Below are 18,167 nucleotides of genomic sequence, written 5' to 3'. Positions count from 1 at the left end.
CGGCCGCGAACGGAGCGATCTTCGCCTCGGCCAGCGAGCGCACCGCCTCCCGGAGCATGTCGTGCTCCTCGGTGGTCCGGAAGAGATCGAAGTCCGCTCCTGCGCTGCCCGTCATGATGCCTCGCTCGCCTAGTTAATTACCGTTAAGTAGATCCTAATTCTAGGGTTGCCCCCCGCCCGGACCGCACGTGACATGCACGACACTCCGTACCGGCGCGGCCCCGCACGGTGGCACCCGCGCGAAGGCGTACCCCGGTGCGGTCGTCGCCTCACCTCGCGGGGGCACCCGATCCGTGACGACACCCGGCCCGCCGTACGGCACCCGTCGCCGCCGCGGGGCCCGGGAGCGCTTCGCGTGACCGGATACGGGCGGATCGCCCGCGTACGTCACGGGCGCCGCACAGCCGGATCCCCCGCTTCCGCGTGCGGATAGCATCTGTGCTTGCGCCCCGCGCTCAGCGACACCCGACCGGTCCGACCCACCGCACGAATAGGGGAACCCGTGGCCCTCCGCATCTCAGTGATCGGCACCGGCTACCTCGGCGCCACACACGCCGCCTGCCTGGCGGAGTTCGGCTTCGAGGTGCTCGGCCTGGACATCGATCCGGAGAAGATCGCCACCCTGACCGCCGGCCGGATCCCGATGTACGAGCCGGGACTCTCCGAGCTGCTGGTCAAGCACGTGGCCGGGCACGAGGGGTCGTCCGGGCGACTGCGCTTCACCACCTCCGCGCAGGAGGCCGCCGAGTTCGGCGACGTCCACTTCATCTGCGTCAACACCCCGCAGCGCAAGGGCGAGTTCGCGGCGGACATGTCCTACGTGGACGCCGCACTGGACTCGATCGCGCCCTACCTGACCCGGCCGACCCTGGTGGTCGGCAAGTCGACCGTGCCGGTCGGCAGCGCGAGCCGGCTCGCCGAGCGTCTCGCGGCCCTCGCGCCCGTCGGGGAGGGCGCCGAGCTGGCCTGGAACCCCGAGTTCCTGCGCGAGGGCTTCGCCGTCGGCGACACCCTGCACCCGGACCGGATCGTGGTCGGCACCCGGACCGAGCGGGCCGAGGAGCTGCTGCGCGAGGTGTACGCGACGCCGATCTCCGAGGGCGTCCCGTTCGTGGTCACCGACTTCGCCACCGCCGAACTGGTCAAGGCCGCGGCCAACTCCTTCCTCGCCACCAAGATCTCCTTCATCAACGCGATGGCGGAGGTCTGCGAGAGCGCCGGCGCCGACGTCACCCAGCTCAGCAAGGCCCTCTCCTACGACGAGCGGATCGGCGGCAAGTTCCTGAACGCCGGGCTCGGCTTCGGCGGCGGTTGCCTGCCCAAGGACATCCGCGCGTTCATGGCCCGCGCCGGTGAGCTCGGCGCCGACCAGGCGCTGACCTTCCTGCGCGAGGTCGACTCGATCAACATGCGCCGCCGCTCGCGGATGGTCGAACTGACCCGCGAGCAGTGCGGCGGCGGCTTCCTCGGCCGCCAGGTCGCCGTCCTCGGCGCCGCGTTCAAGCCCAACTCGGACGACATCCGGGACTCCCCCGCGCTCAACGTCGCCGCGCAGATCCAGCTCCAGGGCGCGCAGGTCACCGTGTACGACCCCAAGGCGATGGACAACGCCCGCAAGATGTTCCCCAGCCTCGCGTACGCGGACAGCGCGCTGGAGGCCGCGCAGGGCGCCCACGTCGTGCTGCACCTGACCGAGTGGCAGGAGTTCCGCGAGCTGGACCCGGCCGAGCTGGGCGCGGTGGTCGCGGAACGCCGGCTGCTGGACGGCCGCAACGTCCTGGACGGCGCCGCCTGGCGCGCGGCCGGCTGGACGTACCGCGCGATGGGGCGGCCGAGCTAGCGCTCCCGTCGAGCAGCAGTCCCGTCGTACGAGCCCGCCCCGACGTGATCGGGGCGGGCTCGCCCGCTGTCCCGCCGGGTGGCCGGGTGACCGGGTGGCCGGGTGGCCGGGTGGCCGGGTGGCCGAGGTCGGACGCCCGGCCTGCCGTCGGTGCCCCTCCAGTTCCGTCAGTCCCCCTCCAGTTCGAGGACGACCAGCGTGCCCGTACTGCCCGGGCGGACGGCGTGCGGGGTGCCCGCCGGCACCAGGTACAGCTCGCCCGCCCGCACCGGCACCGGGGTGCCGTCCACCTCCAACTCCAGCCGACCGTCGAGGACGATCAGGGCCTCGTCGGCGGCGTGCCGTTCCTCCTCCAGCGGCAGCCCGTCCATCCGCAGCACCTTCACGCAGGCCGCTCCCACCCGGCCCAGCCCGCGCGAGCTCCACGCCTGCGGCAGACCCACCGCCGTCGCCACCAGGTCGACCACACTCACGGCACACCCCTCCCACCGGACCGGCCGGTCGAGTCGACCGGCCTCCGGGTCACGTTCAACGGATGCCTCGGAAACTACTCGCCCGGCGGCGCGAAGTGGTCGACCGTTTGGCAAAGACTCGGGCCGGAATTGCTGCGGCGGCCCGCCCGTTGGAGCAGGCATGACGAACTACGGAGACGACGCCACCGTCCGCGAGATCCTCACCGGCACCGGCGAGGTGTGGGCCGTGGTCGGCCTGTCCAACAACACCGCGCGGGCGGCCTACGGAGTGGCCCGGGTGCTGCAGCGCTACGGCAAGCAGGTGGTGCCGGTTCACCCCAAGGCGGAGACCGTCCTCGGCGAGCAGGGGTACGCCACCCTCGCCGACGTACCGTTCCCGGTCGACGTGGTGGACGTGTTCGTGAACTCCTCGCTGGCCGGCGCGGTCGCGGACGAGGCCGTCGCGGTCGGGGCCAAGGCGGTCTGGTTCCAGCTCGACGTGGTCGACGAGGCCGCCTACGCTCGCACCACCGAGGCCGGTCTGAAGATGGTCATGAACCGCTGCCCCGCGATCGAGATCCCGCTGCTCTGAGGCCGGCTCCGCGCCCGGCCCCGGACCGACCACCAGGAGCACCCGCACGATGACGGACGCGCCTTCGCCGAAGCCCACCCTGGACCTGACGGACGCCGTCTGGCTCGCCGCCCCCGGCCAGTCGGACGGCCCACAGATCGCCTTCGTCGACGACCACATCGCCATGCGCAACGGCGCCGACCCCGACGGCCCAGTGCTGGTCTTCACCCCGGGCGAGTGGGAGGCGTTCCGACTCGGCGCCGTGGACGGCGAGTTCGACATCGGCTACGTACCCAAGTCGCGCTGACGGAGACCCGCTGACGGAGGCCGGCCCGGGCTCCGCCTGGTGGCCGTGGGAGCATCGCCCCATGTTGACCAAGGACGAGGCGACGGCACTGGTGATGGAGCAACTGGCCCTGGTGGAGGACAAGTACTGGCTGAACCGGCCCGAACGCACCCGCCCGGACGGGCCGGAGTGCCTGTTCGCGATCAGCCACATGGACCGGGTCTCCTTCGGGTGGGTCGCCTACTGGACCCTTCGGGAGGCCGTCGAGGGCCGGACGACCCGCCCCCGGCTCGGCGGGAACGGCCCCTTCCTGGTGGACCGCGAGAACGGCACGGTCCACCAGGTCGGCACGGGCCGGAGCCCGCGGCACTACGTGGCCGAGTACGAGCGGACCCGAGCCGCCGGCTGAGGCGGCCCGCACCGCAGGTTCCGGTGCGGGCCGCCTCCGCGATCACCTGCGCTCAGCCGTCGACCCGGACGAGCCCCCCGGCACCCACGGCCCGGGCGAAGTCGGCGAAGACCTGGGCCGGGTAGCGGTGCGCCGGACCATCGGGGTCCTTGCTGTCCCGGACGGCGGTGACCGCGCCCAGGAGCCCACACTCGACACAGTTGTCGTTGGGGTCGCTGAAGCTCGCCTTCCTCCACTGCACGGGAAGGGCGGAGGCCACGGGGAAGGACGGGTTCATTTGAGCTGGTCTCTCTTCTCTTGGATGAGGCTGAGCGACTGGTCGAGATCCAGTGCGGTCGCAATGATCTCGTCGAAGGCCGCTCGGTAGATGTCCACGTGATCCGGCTCTTCGACCCAGTTCCCGCCGAGCATTCCGCTCAGCAGAACGAGATCAAGGTCCCGCTGGCGGAACTCCAGGAGGGCAAAGGGCCCACTCATTCCAGGATTCGGCGGAGCCACCGTCGGCATGATCTGGATCTTGATGTTCGGGTACCGGCTCAGATGGACCAGCTTGTCGAGCTGGTCGACCATCACACCGTCCCCCGCGCCCATGCTCAGCGCCGACTCATGGATGACGGCCCACACCTTGAGCGGATTCTCCGAGCGCGTGAGAACCGCTTGCCGAGCGAGCCGAACCTCCACTCTCTCCTCGACGCTGGACGTCTTGAGCACGCCCATCGAGATGATGGCGTGAGCGTATGCCCGGGTCTGGAATAGCCCAGGAATGAAGGACACCTCGTACGACTTGTTGGCGATCGCCGTCTCTTCGAGCCGGATCAGGTCGGTGTACAGCGGGTTCAGCTGGTCGTAGCCCGCCACCCAGCCCGGCCGTCTCTTCTCCTTGAGGATCTCGACCAGGACTTCCTTGAGCTCCTCGTCGCACCCGTAGAAGTCCAGGAGCGCGCGAACCACCTCGGGCTTCAGCTGGACGCGGGCGTTCTCGTATCTGCTCAGCTTGACCAGGTTGATCCCTCCGACGCCGGCCACGACCTCCTCGGCCGACATGCCCTTGGCCTCGCGCAACTTCCTGAGCTCACCCGCGATGCGCCGATACCGCACGGCTGGCACAGATGCCATCTGATCGCCCCTCCAGACCTGTTCGTGGACCAGTGTGCCCGTCCCGTCGGACGGTCCGCCACCTCCTTCATGCCCGCTGGCCCGGCACCTTCAGATCCCAACTGAAAGTTTTCATATTTCTTCGACATGACTTGCCCTGATGGTGAATCAGGAGCCATGCTGAGTGCGACGAACCGAGAGCTGAGGGTGACATCCATTGATGCTCTGCTTCGTCCGCCTATCACCGCCCCGGCATATCTAGGCGGGCGTTAGTGCCCTGCACAGGGCCCCGCCCGATCCGTCACCGACAGCCCTCACGCACGCAACCCACCTCACCCAGCCACCCGGCCAGGAGGATCCGCCATGCACCAGAACCACTTCCGCCTCCCCGCGTCCGAGTCGTCCGTAGCCGTCGCCCGAAGACTCGCCGTGGCCCAACTGGGCACCTGGGTGGGGGAACTGGATCCGGACGACCGGGCGGTCATCGAACTGCTGGTCTCCGAACTGGTGACCAACGCGGTGCGCTACGGCAAGACGGAGACCACCACCGTCGAACTCATCGGGACCGAGGACGGCACCCTCATCGTCACCGTCGAGGACGCCAACCCGACCGAACCGCAGCCGCGGGCCCCGGGGGCCGACGACGAGGGCGGGCGCGGCCTGTTGCTGGTCGACGCCCTCGCGGTGCGGCGGGGCGTGATCCGGCTGAACTCCGGCAAGAAGACGTGGGTCGAGCTGCGGCTGTCGGACGGCACGGAGGCCCGACTCCGCACGTTGGCGACCCCTCGCCGGATGGCCGACTCCCGCCCGGGCCCACCGGATCAACTTCCGTCGCCGCTGCTCGACCACCGCATCCGCGCGCTGCGGCCCCGGCCGGGCGTGGGCGACCTCACCGCCCGGCGGCCACCCCTCGGTCGCCATCGCTGCTCCGGGCCGGCGGCGGCCGGGACGCCCGTCGGAGGGCGGCCGTGACCAGGAAGGCCGTCCCGGCGCCGAGCCCCGTCACCGTCGAGATCGAGGACGTGACACCGCCCGCCACCTTCGACCGTCTCCCCGACGCCCTGGCCGCGTTGTGGGGTTCGCTGCGCACACTGCCGCTCGGCGCCACCCAGTACGACGCCTACCGGTACTTCCTGACCCGCCCGAACGCCGTCGAGCGGGTCACCGAACACCTGGACCGGGACGGGGAGTTGCAGCTCTCCTTCCGGATGGACGGCCGCCTGCACGCCGTCCGGATCCGTCCGGCCGGGGCGTAGCGGAGCGGCGGCGGGCCGACGGGGAGTGCCGCCGGCGCCCCCACCGGCCGACCGGCGGGCCTACCGGCCGCCACCCCCGGCCGGTCCGGCCGCCACCGTCCGGGCCCGGACCGCGATCGCATCCGACTGCCGCTCCACCAGGGCGAGTTGTTGCCGGTACGCACCCACGGCCTCGGCCAGGACCTCGGCTCGCAGCGGATCCGACACGTCCATGCGCTCGGCCGCCGCCACGGCCTCCTCCAGGAACGCCGACCACATCTCCGGCCGCGCCCAGCGCTTCAGGCCACTGCTGGACGCCACCAGTGCCCGGGAGAGCTTCGGCAGGTAGGCGGCCGGGCTCACCGAGGCCATCAGGCGGAAGGCCCGCAGCTCCACCATCGGGCTGAGCCGGCCCTCGTCCAGCAGCAGCACCCTGGTCCGCAGCACCATGTCGTGATTCATCCGTCCCCCTCGTCGCCCCGCCCCGACGCCGTACCCGCCGACGCCAGGGCAGCGCGACGGACGCACCGGCCTCTCCGGGGAGAAGTCGGCACGTGGGATCGAGGTGGATGGATCGAGTCTGAGGGGCGGCGACGGCCCGGACAAGATCGGACGGACGTGCTCTCGGTCCTACCGGAAAGGCCCTCTGACAAGGCATGATTGGACTCGACACGCTGCCGACAGCAGTCTGGGGGACCGGGCGAGGGCCTCCGGTCAGGGTCTCCGTTCAAGACTGCGGAGACGCCGGCCGCGAGCGGGATCCGAGCCGACGGGACGGCTCGGAAATGCACGTGCCCGCCTCGGCGGCGGGCCGTAGGGTGACCGGCACAGAGATCGTCTGATTGCCGGAGGTTACGTGCGGGTCGCAGAAGTACCTGGCTGGGAAAGGGAATTCCCGCTCCGATACCTGCTCGTCCGAGAGAGCCGGGACGAGGAGGACCCAGAGGCCGTCGACCTGCTGGCGCGATGCGCGGACGTCGAGGGGCTGTACCTGGAGCCCGTTCCCCCGCCCCGGGAGATCCTCACCCTGCGCGGCTGCCCCCGCGACAGTCGGCTCGCCGAACTGGCCACCCGGCCGACGCAGTCGGAGCGACTCCTCGGCAACTTGCTGCTGGAGGTCTTCGACCCGGCCGGCCGGGTCCCGCCGGACTCCTGCATCCTCGTGGACGTCTCCGTCATCACCCACCGCCCGACCCTCGGCGACCCCGAACGAATCGATCTGGTCATCGGCACCGGGGTCGGGGACGGCCTGTACGACGGCAGGAAGTTCCTGCCGCCGGTCACGCCCCACTTCGAGTTCTCCTCGCTCAAGGGGCGCACCGAACTGATCGGCAGCTGCCTCGACATCGGCGGCCTCTACGTGGAGCTCCCCAGACGGCCGGACCCGATCCAGCTGATCGGCTGCGAACCCACCGAGGTGCTGCTCGACCGCCTGCTCGACCCGAACCCGCGGCGGGGCGACCGGGGCCAACTGGTGGCGCTGGACCGCACCGGCCGGATCATGTCCGACCACGACGTCGTCCTCGACGTCACCTCGGCCCGCCCCTCCGTCCTCGGCGGCTCCCTGCTGGACGTCACCCTCGCCGACGGCGGCCTCGACCGCCCCGCGCCCGAGGCGCGCGCCGTTCGCGAGCTCTGGTACGACGGCGAACCGACCGTGCCCAACCAGTGGGCACCACTCGCCACCCGGGGCCGGTGGGAGTGGCTGCGTCTCACCAACCTCGGACCGTACCGCCCTGATCCCGGTCATTCCGGTGGCGAGTACCACCTCGACGGCCGCTTCGTCACCGACGCGCCGGGCCTGTTCCTCGCCATCGGCGAGGCCGTCCTTGGGCCCGGCCGCGAACTCGGCAGGTCCCTCTTCTGGCTGCGGGACCGGCTGGGCGGCGGACCTTCGGTAGTACCACCGTTCACCCTGGTCTGGCACGACGCCCAAGTCGCCCGCCAGGCGCTCGCCGACGACATCGCCACCGCCGACCCCGGGCTGTCCCTCTTCGAAGAGGTCCTGGACATCCTGCGCGAACGCGGGGTCACCGTGGTCCTCGCCTAGGGACGAGAGGTTCCGCCCTTGACGAGGCGTGACGAGTACGCCGTCTCCCGCGCGCGGCTCGATCCGCCGCAAGCGCAGCACGGGGGACCGATTGTCGCCGCCCTGACTCCCCCGGTCAGTCCGTCACCTTGGGATGCCCGGTGCCCGCGTAGGTGATCCAGACAGTGCGGTCACCCACGTCCAGGACGTACCAGATACGGCCTCCGCCGGTGACCTCGTACTGCCACCGTTCCAACTCCTGGCCCTTGAACCGGGCGGTACCGAGCTTGCCCTTGAGGCGGTGGTGCCGTTCGGGACTGTCGGTGGCTCGCGGCGTCGCGCGAAGTCGGTCGAATGCGCGGCGCAGATTGCCCGGTGCCTGGCGGCTCAGTTGCTCCCATCCGTCGGCTGCCTCACTGTTGGCGAACCTGAGGTCGTACTCGTCGGCGGTGGGCGGCGGCGCGGCGCGGTCGCCGCGCTTGGGGCTCACTCCGCCGGCCCGGGGGCAGGAACGGGCCCAAGGTCGCCCTCGGGTTCACGGGTGAGGATGTCGAACAGAGCCGGGTCGGCGTGGATCTCTGCGCTGTGCCGCCACTGGGCGAGGAGGAGCGCGATCGGGGTGAGGTTGTCGAGGGCCACTGCTCCGCGAGCGGTGTCCACCAGTTCCGAGATCAGGGTGTCGATGTCCTCGGCCGGTAGGAAGGTGCTCCACGGCAGAGCCTCGGGCAGTGCCTCCCTGAGTGCCGGAACGTTCTCGGTGCGGACCAGCGCGGCCAGCAGTCGAGAGGTGAAGTCGACGACATCCGCGTCCCGCTCCATCCGGTCCACCCGCATCAGGGCGAGGTCACCGGCGTCGCGTCGTCGCAGTCGAAGGACACGGACAGCATCCAGTCTTCGCGCGGTGGCGGCCGGGTGGTGGAGCAGCTCGCTGAAGGGCACGTCCTCGAAGGCTGCAGTCATGACATCCACACTAGCTTGGATATCGATGGTCCGGAGGCAACGGCAGTCGGCGGTCCGGCCCCGGAGGCCCGGACCGCCCCGGGATCAGTCCGTGCCCGGCCCGTCCGGTTGCTCCCCGTCCAGTTGCTCGATGGTGGCCAGTGACGGCCGCCGGGTGCGCTGGAGGTCGCGGGCGACGTCCTCGGCGGCGCGCAGGACGCGTACCGCGTTGTGCCAGGTGAGCTTGGCGAGGTCGGCCCGGGACCAGCCGCGGTGGAGGAGTTCGGCGATCAGGTTGGGGTAGCCGGAGACGTCGTCGAGGCCGGCCGGGACGAAGGCGGTGCCGTCGAAGTCGCCGCCGATGCCGATGTGGTCGACGCCGGCCACCTCCCGCATGTGGTCCAGGTGGTCGGCGACGGTGGCGGGGGTGGCCTCCGGGCGGGGGCGGGTGACCTCGAAGGCGCGCTGGCAGTCCATCGCGGCGGGCGTGGTCTCCAGCGCGTGGAAGCCGTGGGCGCGCATGTTCTCGTCGGCGGCGAGGGTCCACTCGATCGCGGCGGGCAGGACGAACTTCGGCACGAAGGTGACCATCGCGACCCCGCCGTTGGCCGGCAGCGCGGCGAGCACGTCGTCGGGGATGTTGCGCGGGTGGTCGCAGACCGCGCGGCTGGAGGAGTGCGAGAAGAGCACCGGCGCCTCGCTGACCCGCAGGGCGTCGCGCATGGTGGTGTCGGCGACGTGCGAGAGGTCGACCAGCATGCCGAGGCGGTTCATCTCGCGGACCACCTCCTCGCCGAAGCGGGTGAGTCCGCCGCTCCTCGGCTTGTCGGTGGCCGAGTCGGCCCAGGGCAGGTTGTCGTTGTGGGTGAGCGTCAGGTAGCGCACGCCCAGCCGGTGCAGGGCACGGAGGGTGGCGAGTGAGCTGTTGATGCTGTGGCCGCCCTCGGCGCCCATCAGCGAGGCGATCCGGCCCTCGGCCCGGGCCGCCTCCATGTCGTCGGCGGTGAGGGCGAGCCGGAGCCGGTCCGGGTAGCGGTCGGTGAGCGCCCGGACGAAGTCGATCTGCTCCAGGGTGGCGCTGACGGCGCGGTCGCCGGCGAAGTCCGAACGGACGTAGACGGACCAGAACTGGGCACCGACCCCGCCCGCTTCCAGGCGGGCGAGGTCGGTGTGCAGGCGCATGCTCTGGTCGGCCGCGAGGTCGACGGCGTCCAGGTCGTAGCCGGCCTGGGCGCGCATCGCCCAGGGGAGGTCGTTGTGGCCGTCGACCACCGGGGCCTCCCTGAGCAGGGCCCTGGCGCGGTCGACCAGCGCGGCGGCCGGCTCCGCACCCGTCGCCGCAGGCGCGGGGGTCGGTTCGGGGGTCGGCTCGGGGATCAACTCAGAAGTCATATGACCTCTTGTATCCCGGAGGGCTACTTCCCGAAACCGAAGGACGTGGAGCCCGCCACCTTGGCGCGCAGCTTCTTGCCCTTCTCGGTGGCCTGGCTGTTCAGCTCGGCCTGGAACTCGGTCATCCGCTCGGTGAGCTCCGGGTCGAAGGCGGCCAGGATCCGCACGGCCAGCAGGCCGGCGTTGCGCGCGCCCGCGACCGAGACGGTGGCGACCGGCACGCCGGCCGGCATCTGGACGATCGACAGCAGGCTGTCCATGCCGTCCAGGTAGCGCAGCGGCACCGGGACGCCGATCACGGGCAGCGGGGTGACCGAGGCGAGCATGCCCGGCAGGTGGGCGGCGCCGCCGGCGCCCGCGATGATCGCCTTGAGGCCGCGGGTGTGGGCCCTCTCGCCGTACGCGACCATCTCGCGCGGCATCCGGTGCGCGGAGACGACGTCGACCTCGTACGGGATCTCGAACTCGTCGAGCGCCTGGGCGGCGGCCTCCATCACGGGCCAGTCGGAGTCCGAGCCCATGACGATGCCGACGACGGGACCAGTGGGGTTGGTCATTCGGTGATCGTTCCTCGCAGGTAGGCGGCCGCGTGGCGGGCGCGCTCGCGGACGTCGTCGAGGTCGTCCCCGAAGACGTTGACGTGGCCGACCTTACGGCCGGGCTTCACGTCCTTCCCGTACATGTGGATGCGCAGCCCGGGGTCACGGGCCATGCAGTGCAGGAAGGCGTGGTACATGTCCGGGTAGTCGCCGCCGAGGACGTTCACCATCACGGTCCACTTCGCGCGCGGGCGGGGATCGCCGAGCGGGAGGTCGAGGACGGCGCGCAGGTGGTTCTCGAACTGCGAGCTGGTCGAGCCGTCCTGGCTCCAGTGGCCGGAGTTGTGCGGGCGCATGGCCAGCTCGTTCACCAGGATCCGGCCGTCGCGGGTCTGGAACAGCTCGACCGCGAGGTGCCCGGTGATGTCGAGGTCGCCGGCGATCCGCAGCGCGAGCGCCTGGGCCTCGGCCGCCAGGGCCGGGTCCAGGTCGGGTGCGGGGGCGGTGACCTCGGCGCAGACGCCGTTCTCCTGGACGCTCTCCACCACCGGGTACGCGACGGCCTGGCCGCTGGGCGAGCGCACCACGTTCGCGGCCAGCTCGCGCAGGAAGTCGACCTTCTCCTCGGCGAGCACCGGGACGCCGGCGAGGAACGGCGCCTGCGCCTGCTCCTCGTCGTCGACGACCCAGACGCCCTTGCCGTCGTAGCCGCCGCGGACGGTCTTCAGCACGACGGGGTAGCCGGCGCCCTCGTTCGCGAAGGCGGTGACGTCGGCCGGGTCGGCGACCAGGCGGTGGCGGGGGCAGGGGACGCCGATCGAGTCCAGCTTGGCCCGCATGACGCCCTTGTCCTGGGCGTTGACGAGCGCGTCCGGGCCGGGCCGCACCGCGATGCCGTCGGCCTGCAGGGCCCGCAGGTGCTCGGTCGGGACGTGCTCGTGGTCGAAGGTGACCACGTCGCAGCCGGCCGCGAAGCGGCGCAGGGTGTCCAGGTCGCGGTAGTCACCGAGGACCACGTCGGAGACCACCTGCGCGGCGGAGTCCTGCGGTGTGTCGGCGAGGAGCTTGAACCTGATGCCCAGCGGGATGCCCGCCTGATGCATCATGCGGGCCAGCTGCCCGCCGCCGATCACGCCCACCACTGGAAAATTCGCCTTACCCGGGAAAGTCACCCTGCAAGGATATCCGGGCCGGTGGGGGCCGATGGACGGGTCGCCGCGGGGCTCCGCGGCCCGTTGCGGGGGCGGGCCCCGGCGCACCTCTCTGCAGGAGCCCCCCGCGGAAGCGAGTAGCCTGGATCGCTGGGTCCCGGAGCACGCTGATCGGATCATGTGTGCGGTGGGTTCACGGAGTGCTGCGCGACCGCGCAGACACCTCTCGTCCGCAGGCACAGGAGACAGCCGGGTATGACGACGACCGCCCCCTCGCGACCTTCCCTCACCCAGCGGCTCCGCGGCCTCTCCGGTGAAGTGGTCAAGTTCGGCATCGTCGGGCTGATCGGCGTCGTCGTGAACTTCGGCGTCTCCAACGCCGTCCTGCACCTCACCGGCTGGGCCCCCGTCCGGTGCTCGGTGATCGGTACCGCCGTGGCCATCGCGGCCAACTACCTCGGCTACCGCTACTGGGTCTACCGCGACAGCGACGCGGCCTCCCGCCGCCGCGAGATCACCCTGTTCCTGATCTTCAGCGGCATCGGCATGCTGATCGAGAACGGCACGGTCTGGTTCACCACCTACACCCTCGGCCTGCACGGCCCGCTGGCCTACAACGTCTCGAAGGCCATCGGTACGGGCATCGGCACGCTGTTCCGCTTCTTCTCGTACCGCACCTGGGTCTTCAAGGCGATCCCCGAGCTCGCCGAGCCGGAGGACGTGCAGCTCCCCCGCCCGCAGGACGGCGCCGGCCAGGCCTCCCGCACCGGCTCCGTGCCCGCCGAGCGGATGCCGGCGCGCGAGAAGGTCGAGTACGCGAAGTAGGGCCCCGCAGGCCCCGGCCCCCCATCGGACGGACCGCCCCCACGGGCCCGGCCGGCCGCCCGGGCCCGCCCGGTGTCAGGGCTTCGGCGCCGCCTCCGGCGGGTCCTCCCGGTGGCTGCGCCCGAGGAAGAGCGCGAACACCGGCGGCCGGAGCGAGAGCAGTTCCAGCCGTCCGCCGTCGGCCTCCGCGAGGTCGCGGGCGACGGCCAGTCCGATGCCGGTGGAGTTGCGGCCGCTGACGGCCCGCTCGAAGACCCGGTTGCCCAGTTCCGGCGGCACGCCGGGGCCTTCGTCCTGCACCTCGACCACGATCGAGGTGCCGGAGGGCCGGACCCGCAGCACGATGGTGCCCGCGCCGTGCATCAGCGAGTTCTCGATCAGGGTGGCGAGCACCTGGGCGACCGTGCCGGGGGTGCCGACGGCCGCGACACCGCGCAGGCCGTCCACCTCCAGCAGCCGGCCGGTGCCCCGCAGCGAGGGCGCCCACTCCTCGACCTGCTGCTTGATCACCTCGTCCAGGTCGAAGGAGACGGCGGCCGGACTGCGCGGGTCGCGCTGGTTGGTCAGCAGCCGCTGCACGACGTCCGTGAGCCGTTCGACCTGCTGGAGGGCGATGGTCGCCTCCTCCTTGACGGTCTCCGGGTCCTCGGCGACCGCGGTGATCTCCTCCAGGCGCATCGACAGCGCGGTGAGGGGGGTGCGCAGCTGGTGCGAGGCGTCGGCGGCGAGCCGCCGCTCGGCGGTGAGCATCCGGGCGATCCGCTCGGCGCTGAGGTCGAGGACCTCGGCGACCCGGTCCAGCTCGGGGACGCCGTAGCGGCGGTCGCGCGGACGGGGGTCGCCCGAGCCGAGGCGCTCCGCGGTCTCGGCGAGGTCGGTGAGCGGCCGGGCCAGCCGTTTGGCCTGCCAGACGGCGAGGGCGACGGCCGCCTGGACGGCCAGCAGGGCGACGACGCCGAGCAGCAGCAGCATGTTGGCGATCTCGTGGTCGACGTCCGCGCGGGACTGTTCGACGATCACCGTCTCGCCGCTGGCGCCCTTCTCCACGGCCTTGAGGACGTGGTCCCCCGCCGGGCGGGTGCCGGTGGAGACCACGGCCTGGCCGGGGATGTCGACCTCGACGTAGCTGCCGTCCGTCACCTGGTTGGCGAACTTGTCACCGGTGACGGGCTCCCGGGCCGCGAGCCGGTCCTCGACCAGGGCGAGCACCCGGGCGGCCGTGGCCTCCACCCGGTCCTGGGCGGAGTTGACGATGGTGCGCTTCTCGACCAGGGCGAGCGGCACGCAGAACACCACGACCACCACCAGCACCACGCCCAGCAGCGAGTTGATCATCCGGCGTTTCACGCTGCTGCTCCTGGGGTGGTCCGGGCCGGCCGGCCCGGGTTCGTACGGGGTCGTTCACGTCCTGGCCGGCGGTCCGCCGGCCCGGGGGCGGGCGGCCGGCCGCCGCGGGTCAGTTCTTCTCGAACCGGAAGCCGACGCCCCGCACGGTCGCGATGTAGCGGGGGTTGGCCGCGTCGTCGCCGAGCTTCTTGCGCAGCCAGGAGATGTGCATGTCGAGGGTCTTGGTGGAGGTCCACCAGGTGGTGTCCCAGACCTGGCGCATGATCTCCTCGCGGGTGACCACCCGGCCGGCGTCGCGGACCAGCACCCGCAGCAGCTCGAACTCCTTGGCGGAGAGGGTCAGCTCCTCCTCGCCGAGCCAGGCCCGGTGCGACTCGATGTCGATCTTGACGCCGTGCGCACCGGTGGTCAGCTGGTCGACGTTGCCGCGCCGCAGCAGCGCCCGGACCCGGGCGAGCAGCTCGGCCAGCCGGAACGGCTTGGTGACGTAGTCGTCGGCGCCGGCGTCCAGGCCGACCACGGTGTCCACCTCGTCGGCGCGGGCGGTGAGCACCAGCACCGGGCAGCTCTTGCCGTCGGCGCGCAGCCGGCGGCAGACCTCCAGTCCGTCCATCTCGGGCAGGCCCAGGTCGAGGACGACGAGGTCGACCTCCTCGGTGAGGCCGGCGGCCAGGGCGGCCGGGCCGTCCTCGCGGACGAGCACCTCGTAGCCCTCGCGTCGCAGGGCCCGGGCCAGCGGTTCGGAGATCGCCGGATCGTCCTCGGCGAGAAGCACACAGGTCATGGGGCGATCGTAGTCCGCCCGGCACTCCGCGTTGACCCTGTGAGGTGTTTCACAGAGAGTGATCAACTCGCGGGGCCCGCGCACGATCGGGCGAGATGGCACCCTTCGGCCCTTCGTTGAACATTCTGCGATTTGATCTTGATTTCCAAGGAAGATGTTCACGTTTACCATCGATAGACGATGCGTGGCCATCGGGGACTTTGCCTTCTCCATACCTTTCCGGACTGATTTGTCAGCCGATGTCGCCAAAAACGCGCACGTACAGTGGTTTGGTCCCCGTCCAGTCCACCACCCTCGGCGGACGGGTCCCCCGCAGCAAGGAACCTCTACTCATGGCGTCATCGACTCTGGACGTCGGCGTACAGCGCCCGACGTCCCCCGGCGGCAAGACCTTCCTCGGCCACCCCCGAGGCCTTGCCACCCTCTTCATGACCGAGATGTGGGAACGCTTCAGCTTCTACGGAATGCGCGCCCTGCTGGTGCTCTACCTGGTCGCCGGCACCTCCGAGGGCGGGCTCGGCTACACCGCCGCCGTCGGCGCCGCGATCTACAGCGTCTACAACGCGATGCTCTACCTGCTCGCCCTGCCCGGCGGCTGGCTCGCCGACCGCTTCTGGGGGGCCCGCAAGACGGTGGCCGTCGGCGGCGCCGTCATCATGACCGGCCACTTCCTGCTGGCCGTGCCGTCCAGCGCCTCCTTCTTCGCCGGCCTGGCCCTCATCGCCGTCGGATCCGGCCTGCTGAAGGCCAACATCTCGACGATGGTCGGCCACCTGTACGACGGCCCGAACGACCCCCGCCGCGACGGCGGCTTCACCATCTTCTACATGGGCATCAACCTCGGCGCCTTCCTGGCCCCGCTGGTGATCGGCACCGTCGGCCAGAACGTGGGCTGGCACCTGGGCTTCGCCCTCGCCGGCGTCGGCATGGCGCTCGGCCTGGTCCAGTACCTGCTGGGCACCCGCCACCTGAGCGCCCGCAGCGACGTCGTCGCCTCGCCGATCACGCCCGCCGAGAAGACCGCCGTGCTCCGCAAGGCCGCCCTCTGGGCCGCCCTCGCCGTGGTCTTCTTCGGCGTCGTCGGGCTCACCGGCCACATGTCCGTCGACTGGGTGATCTGGCCGCTGTCGATCGCCGGCATCGCCGTCCCCGTCGTCTACTTCGCCCGGATCAAGCGGGACAAGGACCTCGACGAGGCCGAGCAGTCCAAGATGAAGGGCTTCATCTGGTTCTTCGTGGCCGCCGCCGTGTTCTGGATGATCTACGACCAGTCCGGCTCCACGCTCAACATCTTCGCCACCGACTCGACGGCCTCCACGCTGTTCGGCTTCGACTTCCCGTCCAGCTGGTTCCAGTCGCTGAACCCGCTGTACATCATGGCGCTGGCCCCGGTCTTCGCCTGGCTCTGGGTCTGGCTCTCGCGCCGCGGGAAGAACCCCAGCACCACCATGAAGTTCGCCTTCGGCCTGCTGCTGATCGGCGGCTCCTTCCTGGTCATGATGCTGGCCATGGGCGCGGCCGCCGGCGGCGCCAAGGTCTCGCCCATGTGGCTGGCGATGGTCTACCTGATCCAGACCGTCGGCGAGCTGACCCTCTCCCCCGTCGGCCTCTCCGTCACCACCAAGCTGGCCCCCGCCAAGTACGGCAGCCAGATGATGGGCCTGTGGTTCCTCGCCGTCACGGCGGGCGACTGCGTGGCCGCCGTCATGCAGCTGCTGGTCGGCGACGCCACCGGGTCCACCTGGTACTTCGCCTCGCAGGGCGTGCTCGCGGTGATCGCCGGCATCGCGCTCACGATGTACCGCAAGAACGTGGTCCGGATGATGGGCGACGTGCACTGACGGGCCGCGCGACCCGACGGGCGACGTGACCTGACAGCACGCCCGCCCGGGCGGACGGGAAGGGCCGGTACGGATTCGTCCGTACCGGCCCTTCCCGCATGTCCCTTTCCGCATGCCCCTTCCCGCGGGCCGCCGGGCGGGCCGCCGGCCTCAGAGCTCGCGCACCCCGCCGCGCCAGACCGCCGCGGTGAGCGGCACGCCCGGACGGTAGGCCAGGTGCACGTGCGAGGGCGCGTCCAGCAGCAGCAGGTCCGCCCGGGCGCCGGGCGCGATCAGGCCCACGTCGGTCCGGCGCAGCGCGCGGGCGCCGCCGGCGGTGGCGCTGTGCACGGCCTCGTCCGGGGTCATCCCCATCTCGCGGACGGCGACGGCGACGCAGAAGGCCATCGAGCTGGTGAAGCTGGAGCCCGGGTTGCAGTCGGTGGACAGCGCGACGGTGGCGCCCGCGGCGAGCAGCCGGCGCGCGTCCGGGTAGGGGGCGCGGGTGGAGAACTCGGCGCCGGGCAACAGCGTGGCCACCGTCGCCGAACCGGCCAGCGCCGCCACGTCCTCGTCCGTCAGGTGGGTGCAGTGGTCGGCGGAGGCCGCGCCCAGCTCCACCGCGAGCTGCACGCCCGGGCCGTACGACAGCTGGTTGGCGTGCACCCGGGGGGTCAGGCCGCGCTCCACGCCGGCCGTCAGCACCGCCCGCGCCTGGTCGCCGTCGAAGGCGCCGTTCTCGCAGAAGACGTCCACCCAGCGGGCGTACGGGGCGCAGGCGTCCAGCATCTCGCCGGTCACCAGGTCGACGTAGCCGGCCGGGTCGTCCGCGTACTCGGGGGCGACCACGTGGGCGCCGAGGTAGGTGGTCTCCGGGGTGTGCCCGGCGGCGATCCGCAGCGCCCGGGCCTCGTCCTCGACGGTGAGGCCGTAGCCGGACTTGCACTCGATCGTGGTGGTGCCCTGGTGCAGCGCCTCCCGGACGAAGCGGGCCAGGTTGGCGTCCAGCTCGGCGTCCGAGGCCGCCCGGGTGGCCGCGACGGTGGTGCGGATGCCGCCGGCCGAGTACGCCTGCCCGGACATCCGGGCGTTGAACTCGGCCGTGCGGTCCCCCGCGAAGACCAGGTGGGCGTGCGAGTCGACGAAGCCGGGCAGCAGCGCGCGGCCGCCCGCGTCGAACCGCTCGTCGGCGGCCGGCGCCGAGCCGGCCGGGCCGACCCAGGCGACGGTGCCCCCGTCGATCACCACCGCCGCGTCGGCGAGCAGCCCCAGCGGGCCCGTCCCGTACGCGGTGTCGTTGGTGACCAGGCTGCCGATGCCGGTGATCAGCGTGCTCGGTGCGGCCGGCCGGCCGGAGGCGGCCGGGGTGCTCTGGGTGCTCACGGGAGCCCTTTCGAGGTGGTGGCCCCGGCGGCGGGCAGCCGGGCGGTGCCGCGCCCGCCGCCGGGGCGTC

The 18,167-nt window shown here is 71.6% G+C and carries 21 protein-coding genes; 9 read left to right on the top strand and 12 right to left on the bottom strand.

Going from position 1 to position 18,167, the window contains the following annotated elements; genetic code table 11:
- The first annotated feature begins 502 nt into the window (after positions 1 to 502).
- A complete protein-coding gene (locus ACFTWP_RS07750; protein ID WP_380263329.1) occupies positions 503 to 1,840 on the top strand; it encodes a UDP-glucose dehydrogenase family protein in 1,338 nt (445 codons plus the stop codon).
- A gap of 167 nt (positions 1,841 to 2,007) precedes the next feature.
- Here the strand turns inward: ACFTWP_RS07750 and ACFTWP_RS07745 are convergent, their stop codons facing one another.
- On the bottom strand, positions 2,008 to 2,313 hold the full coding sequence (locus ACFTWP_RS07745; protein WP_380263328.1) for a cupin domain-containing protein: 306 nt from the start codon (positions 2,311 to 2,313) through the stop codon (positions 2,008 to 2,010).
- Between the two features lie 160 nt (positions 2,314 to 2,473).
- Between ACFTWP_RS07745 and ACFTWP_RS07740 the strand changes: the two genes are divergently transcribed.
- The 3 genes from ACFTWP_RS07740 (at position 2,474) to ACFTWP_RS07730 (ending at position 3,558) form a co-directional block, all read left to right on the top strand.
- Positions 2,474 to 2,884, top strand: a complete 411-nt coding sequence (locus ACFTWP_RS07740) for a CoA-binding protein (RefSeq protein WP_380263327.1) — start codon at positions 2,474 to 2,476, stop codon at positions 2,882 to 2,884.
- A 49-nt stretch (positions 2,885 to 2,933) separates the two neighbouring features.
- On the top strand, positions 2,934 to 3,170 hold the full coding sequence (locus tag ACFTWP_RS07735) for a DUF397 domain-containing protein (RefSeq protein WP_380263326.1): 237 nt from the start codon (positions 2,934 to 2,936) through the stop codon (positions 3,168 to 3,170).
- A 61-nt stretch (positions 3,171 to 3,231) separates the two neighbouring features.
- Positions 3,232 to 3,558, top strand: a complete 327-nt coding sequence (locus tag ACFTWP_RS07730) for a YrhB domain-containing protein (RefSeq protein WP_380263325.1) — start codon at positions 3,232 to 3,234, stop codon at positions 3,556 to 3,558.
- Positions 3,559 to 3,610: 52 nt separating this feature from the next.
- Here ACFTWP_RS07730 and ACFTWP_RS07725 read toward each other — a convergent pair whose 3' ends face one another.
- Together ACFTWP_RS07725 and ACFTWP_RS07720 are read right to left on the bottom strand one after the other, a co-directional pair.
- Positions 3,611 to 3,835 (bottom strand): DUF397 domain-containing protein, encoded by a 225-nt coding sequence (locus ACFTWP_RS07725; RefSeq protein WP_380263324.1) that lies wholly within the window; start codon positions 3,833 to 3,835, stop codon positions 3,611 to 3,613.
- The gene (locus ACFTWP_RS07720) at positions 3,832 to 4,674 is read right to left on the bottom strand and encodes a helix-turn-helix domain-containing protein (protein ID WP_380263323.1); all 843 of its coding nucleotides are present in this window, start codon (positions 4,672 to 4,674) and stop codon (positions 3,832 to 3,834) included. The genes ACFTWP_RS07725 and ACFTWP_RS07720 overlap by 4 nt, the downstream gene beginning before the upstream one ends.
- Before the next feature lie 342 nt (positions 4,675 to 5,016).
- Between ACFTWP_RS07720 and ACFTWP_RS07715 the strand changes: the two genes are divergently transcribed.
- The gene (locus ACFTWP_RS07715; RefSeq protein WP_380263322.1) at positions 5,017 to 5,625 is read left to right on the top strand and encodes an ATP-binding protein; all 609 of its coding nucleotides are present in this window, start codon (positions 5,017 to 5,019) and stop codon (positions 5,623 to 5,625) included.
- Positions 5,622 to 5,909, top strand: coding sequence for a hypothetical protein (locus tag ACFTWP_RS07710; RefSeq protein ID WP_380263321.1), 288 nt, complete (start codon positions 5,622 to 5,624; stop codon positions 5,907 to 5,909). The genes ACFTWP_RS07715 and ACFTWP_RS07710 overlap by 4 nt, the downstream gene beginning before the upstream one ends.
- A gap of 60 nt (positions 5,910 to 5,969) precedes the next feature.
- Here the strand turns inward: ACFTWP_RS07710 and ACFTWP_RS07705 are convergent, their stop codons facing one another.
- Complete coding sequence (locus ACFTWP_RS07705) at positions 5,970 to 6,350, bottom strand: hypothetical protein (protein ID WP_380263320.1); 381 nt, start codon at positions 6,348 to 6,350, stop codon at positions 5,970 to 5,972.
- A gap of 394 nt (positions 6,351 to 6,744) precedes the next feature.
- Between ACFTWP_RS07705 and ACFTWP_RS07700 the strand changes: the two genes are divergently transcribed.
- Positions 6,745 to 7,938 (top strand): hypothetical protein, encoded by a 1,194-nt coding sequence (locus ACFTWP_RS07700; RefSeq protein WP_380263319.1) that lies wholly within the window; start codon positions 6,745 to 6,747, stop codon positions 7,936 to 7,938.
- A gap of 115 nt (positions 7,939 to 8,053) precedes the next feature.
- On the opposite strand, the gene ACFTWP_RS07695 is transcribed toward ACFTWP_RS07700, so the two are convergent.
- The 5 genes from ACFTWP_RS07695 to ACFTWP_RS07675 form a co-directional block, all read right to left on the bottom strand.
- Complete coding sequence (locus ACFTWP_RS07695; RefSeq protein ID WP_380263318.1) at positions 8,054 to 8,407, bottom strand: hypothetical protein; 354 nt, start codon at positions 8,405 to 8,407, stop codon at positions 8,054 to 8,056.
- Positions 8,404 to 8,877, bottom strand: a complete 474-nt coding sequence (locus ACFTWP_RS07690) for a hypothetical protein (RefSeq protein WP_380263317.1) — start codon at positions 8,875 to 8,877, stop codon at positions 8,404 to 8,406. Before ACFTWP_RS07690 ends, ACFTWP_RS07695 begins: the two co-directional genes overlap by 4 nt.
- 84 nt (positions 8,878 to 8,961) lie before the next feature.
- A complete protein-coding gene (locus ACFTWP_RS07685; protein WP_380263316.1) occupies positions 8,962 to 10,248 on the bottom strand; it encodes a dipeptidase in 1,287 nt (428 codons plus the stop codon).
- Between the two features lie 23 nt (positions 10,249 to 10,271).
- The gene (purE, locus tag ACFTWP_RS07680) at positions 10,272 to 10,805 is read right to left on the bottom strand and encodes a 5-(carboxyamino)imidazole ribonucleotide mutase (protein WP_380263315.1); all 534 of its coding nucleotides are present in this window, start codon (positions 10,803 to 10,805) and stop codon (positions 10,272 to 10,274) included.
- Positions 10,802 to 11,992: a 5-(carboxyamino)imidazole ribonucleotide synthase gene (locus ACFTWP_RS07675; RefSeq protein ID WP_380263344.1), complete on the bottom strand. Its 1,191-nt coding sequence runs from the start codon at positions 11,990 to 11,992 to the stop codon at positions 10,802 to 10,804. The genes purE and ACFTWP_RS07675 overlap by 4 nt, the downstream gene beginning before the upstream one ends.
- A 201-nt stretch (positions 11,993 to 12,193) precedes the next feature.
- Here ACFTWP_RS07675 and ACFTWP_RS07670 point away from each other — a divergent pair, with 201 nt between their 5' ends.
- Positions 12,194 to 12,763, top strand: a complete 570-nt coding sequence (locus ACFTWP_RS07670) for a GtrA family protein (RefSeq protein WP_380263314.1) — start codon at positions 12,194 to 12,196, stop codon at positions 12,761 to 12,763.
- A gap of 75 nt (positions 12,764 to 12,838) precedes the next feature.
- Here ACFTWP_RS07670 and ACFTWP_RS07665 read toward each other — a convergent pair whose 3' ends face one another.
- Both ACFTWP_RS07665 and ACFTWP_RS07660 read right to left on the bottom strand, forming a co-directional pair.
- Positions 12,839 to 14,110, bottom strand: coding sequence for an ATP-binding protein (locus ACFTWP_RS07665; RefSeq protein ID WP_380263313.1), 1,272 nt, complete (start codon positions 14,108 to 14,110; stop codon positions 12,839 to 12,841).
- Between the two features lie 109 nt (positions 14,111 to 14,219).
- On the bottom strand, positions 14,220 to 14,894 hold the full coding sequence (locus tag ACFTWP_RS07660; protein ID WP_073924168.1) for a response regulator transcription factor: 675 nt from the start codon (positions 14,892 to 14,894) through the stop codon (positions 14,220 to 14,222).
- A gap of 332 nt (positions 14,895 to 15,226) precedes the next feature.
- Between ACFTWP_RS07660 and ACFTWP_RS07655 the strand changes: the two genes are divergently transcribed.
- The gene (locus ACFTWP_RS07655) at positions 15,227 to 16,735 is read left to right on the top strand and encodes a peptide MFS transporter (RefSeq protein WP_380263312.1); all 1,509 of its coding nucleotides are present in this window, start codon (positions 15,227 to 15,229) and stop codon (positions 16,733 to 16,735) included.
- 150 nt (positions 16,736 to 16,885) lie between these two features.
- Here the strand turns inward: ACFTWP_RS07655 and hutI are convergent, their stop codons facing one another.
- Entirely contained in the window at positions 16,886 to 18,097 is a 1,212-nt protein-coding gene (gene hutI / locus ACFTWP_RS07650) for an imidazolonepropionase (protein WP_380263311.1), read from the bottom strand.
- Positions 18,098 to 18,167: the final 70 nt, after the last annotated feature.

This window comes from Kitasatospora sp. NPDC057015, from assembly GCF_042673745.1.
GTDB lineage: Bacteria > Actinomycetota > Actinomycetes > Streptomycetales > Streptomycetaceae > Kitasatospora.
The sequence above is the reverse complement of the archived record's forward strand: the minus strand, read 5'-3'. Positions and strand labels throughout refer to the sequence as shown.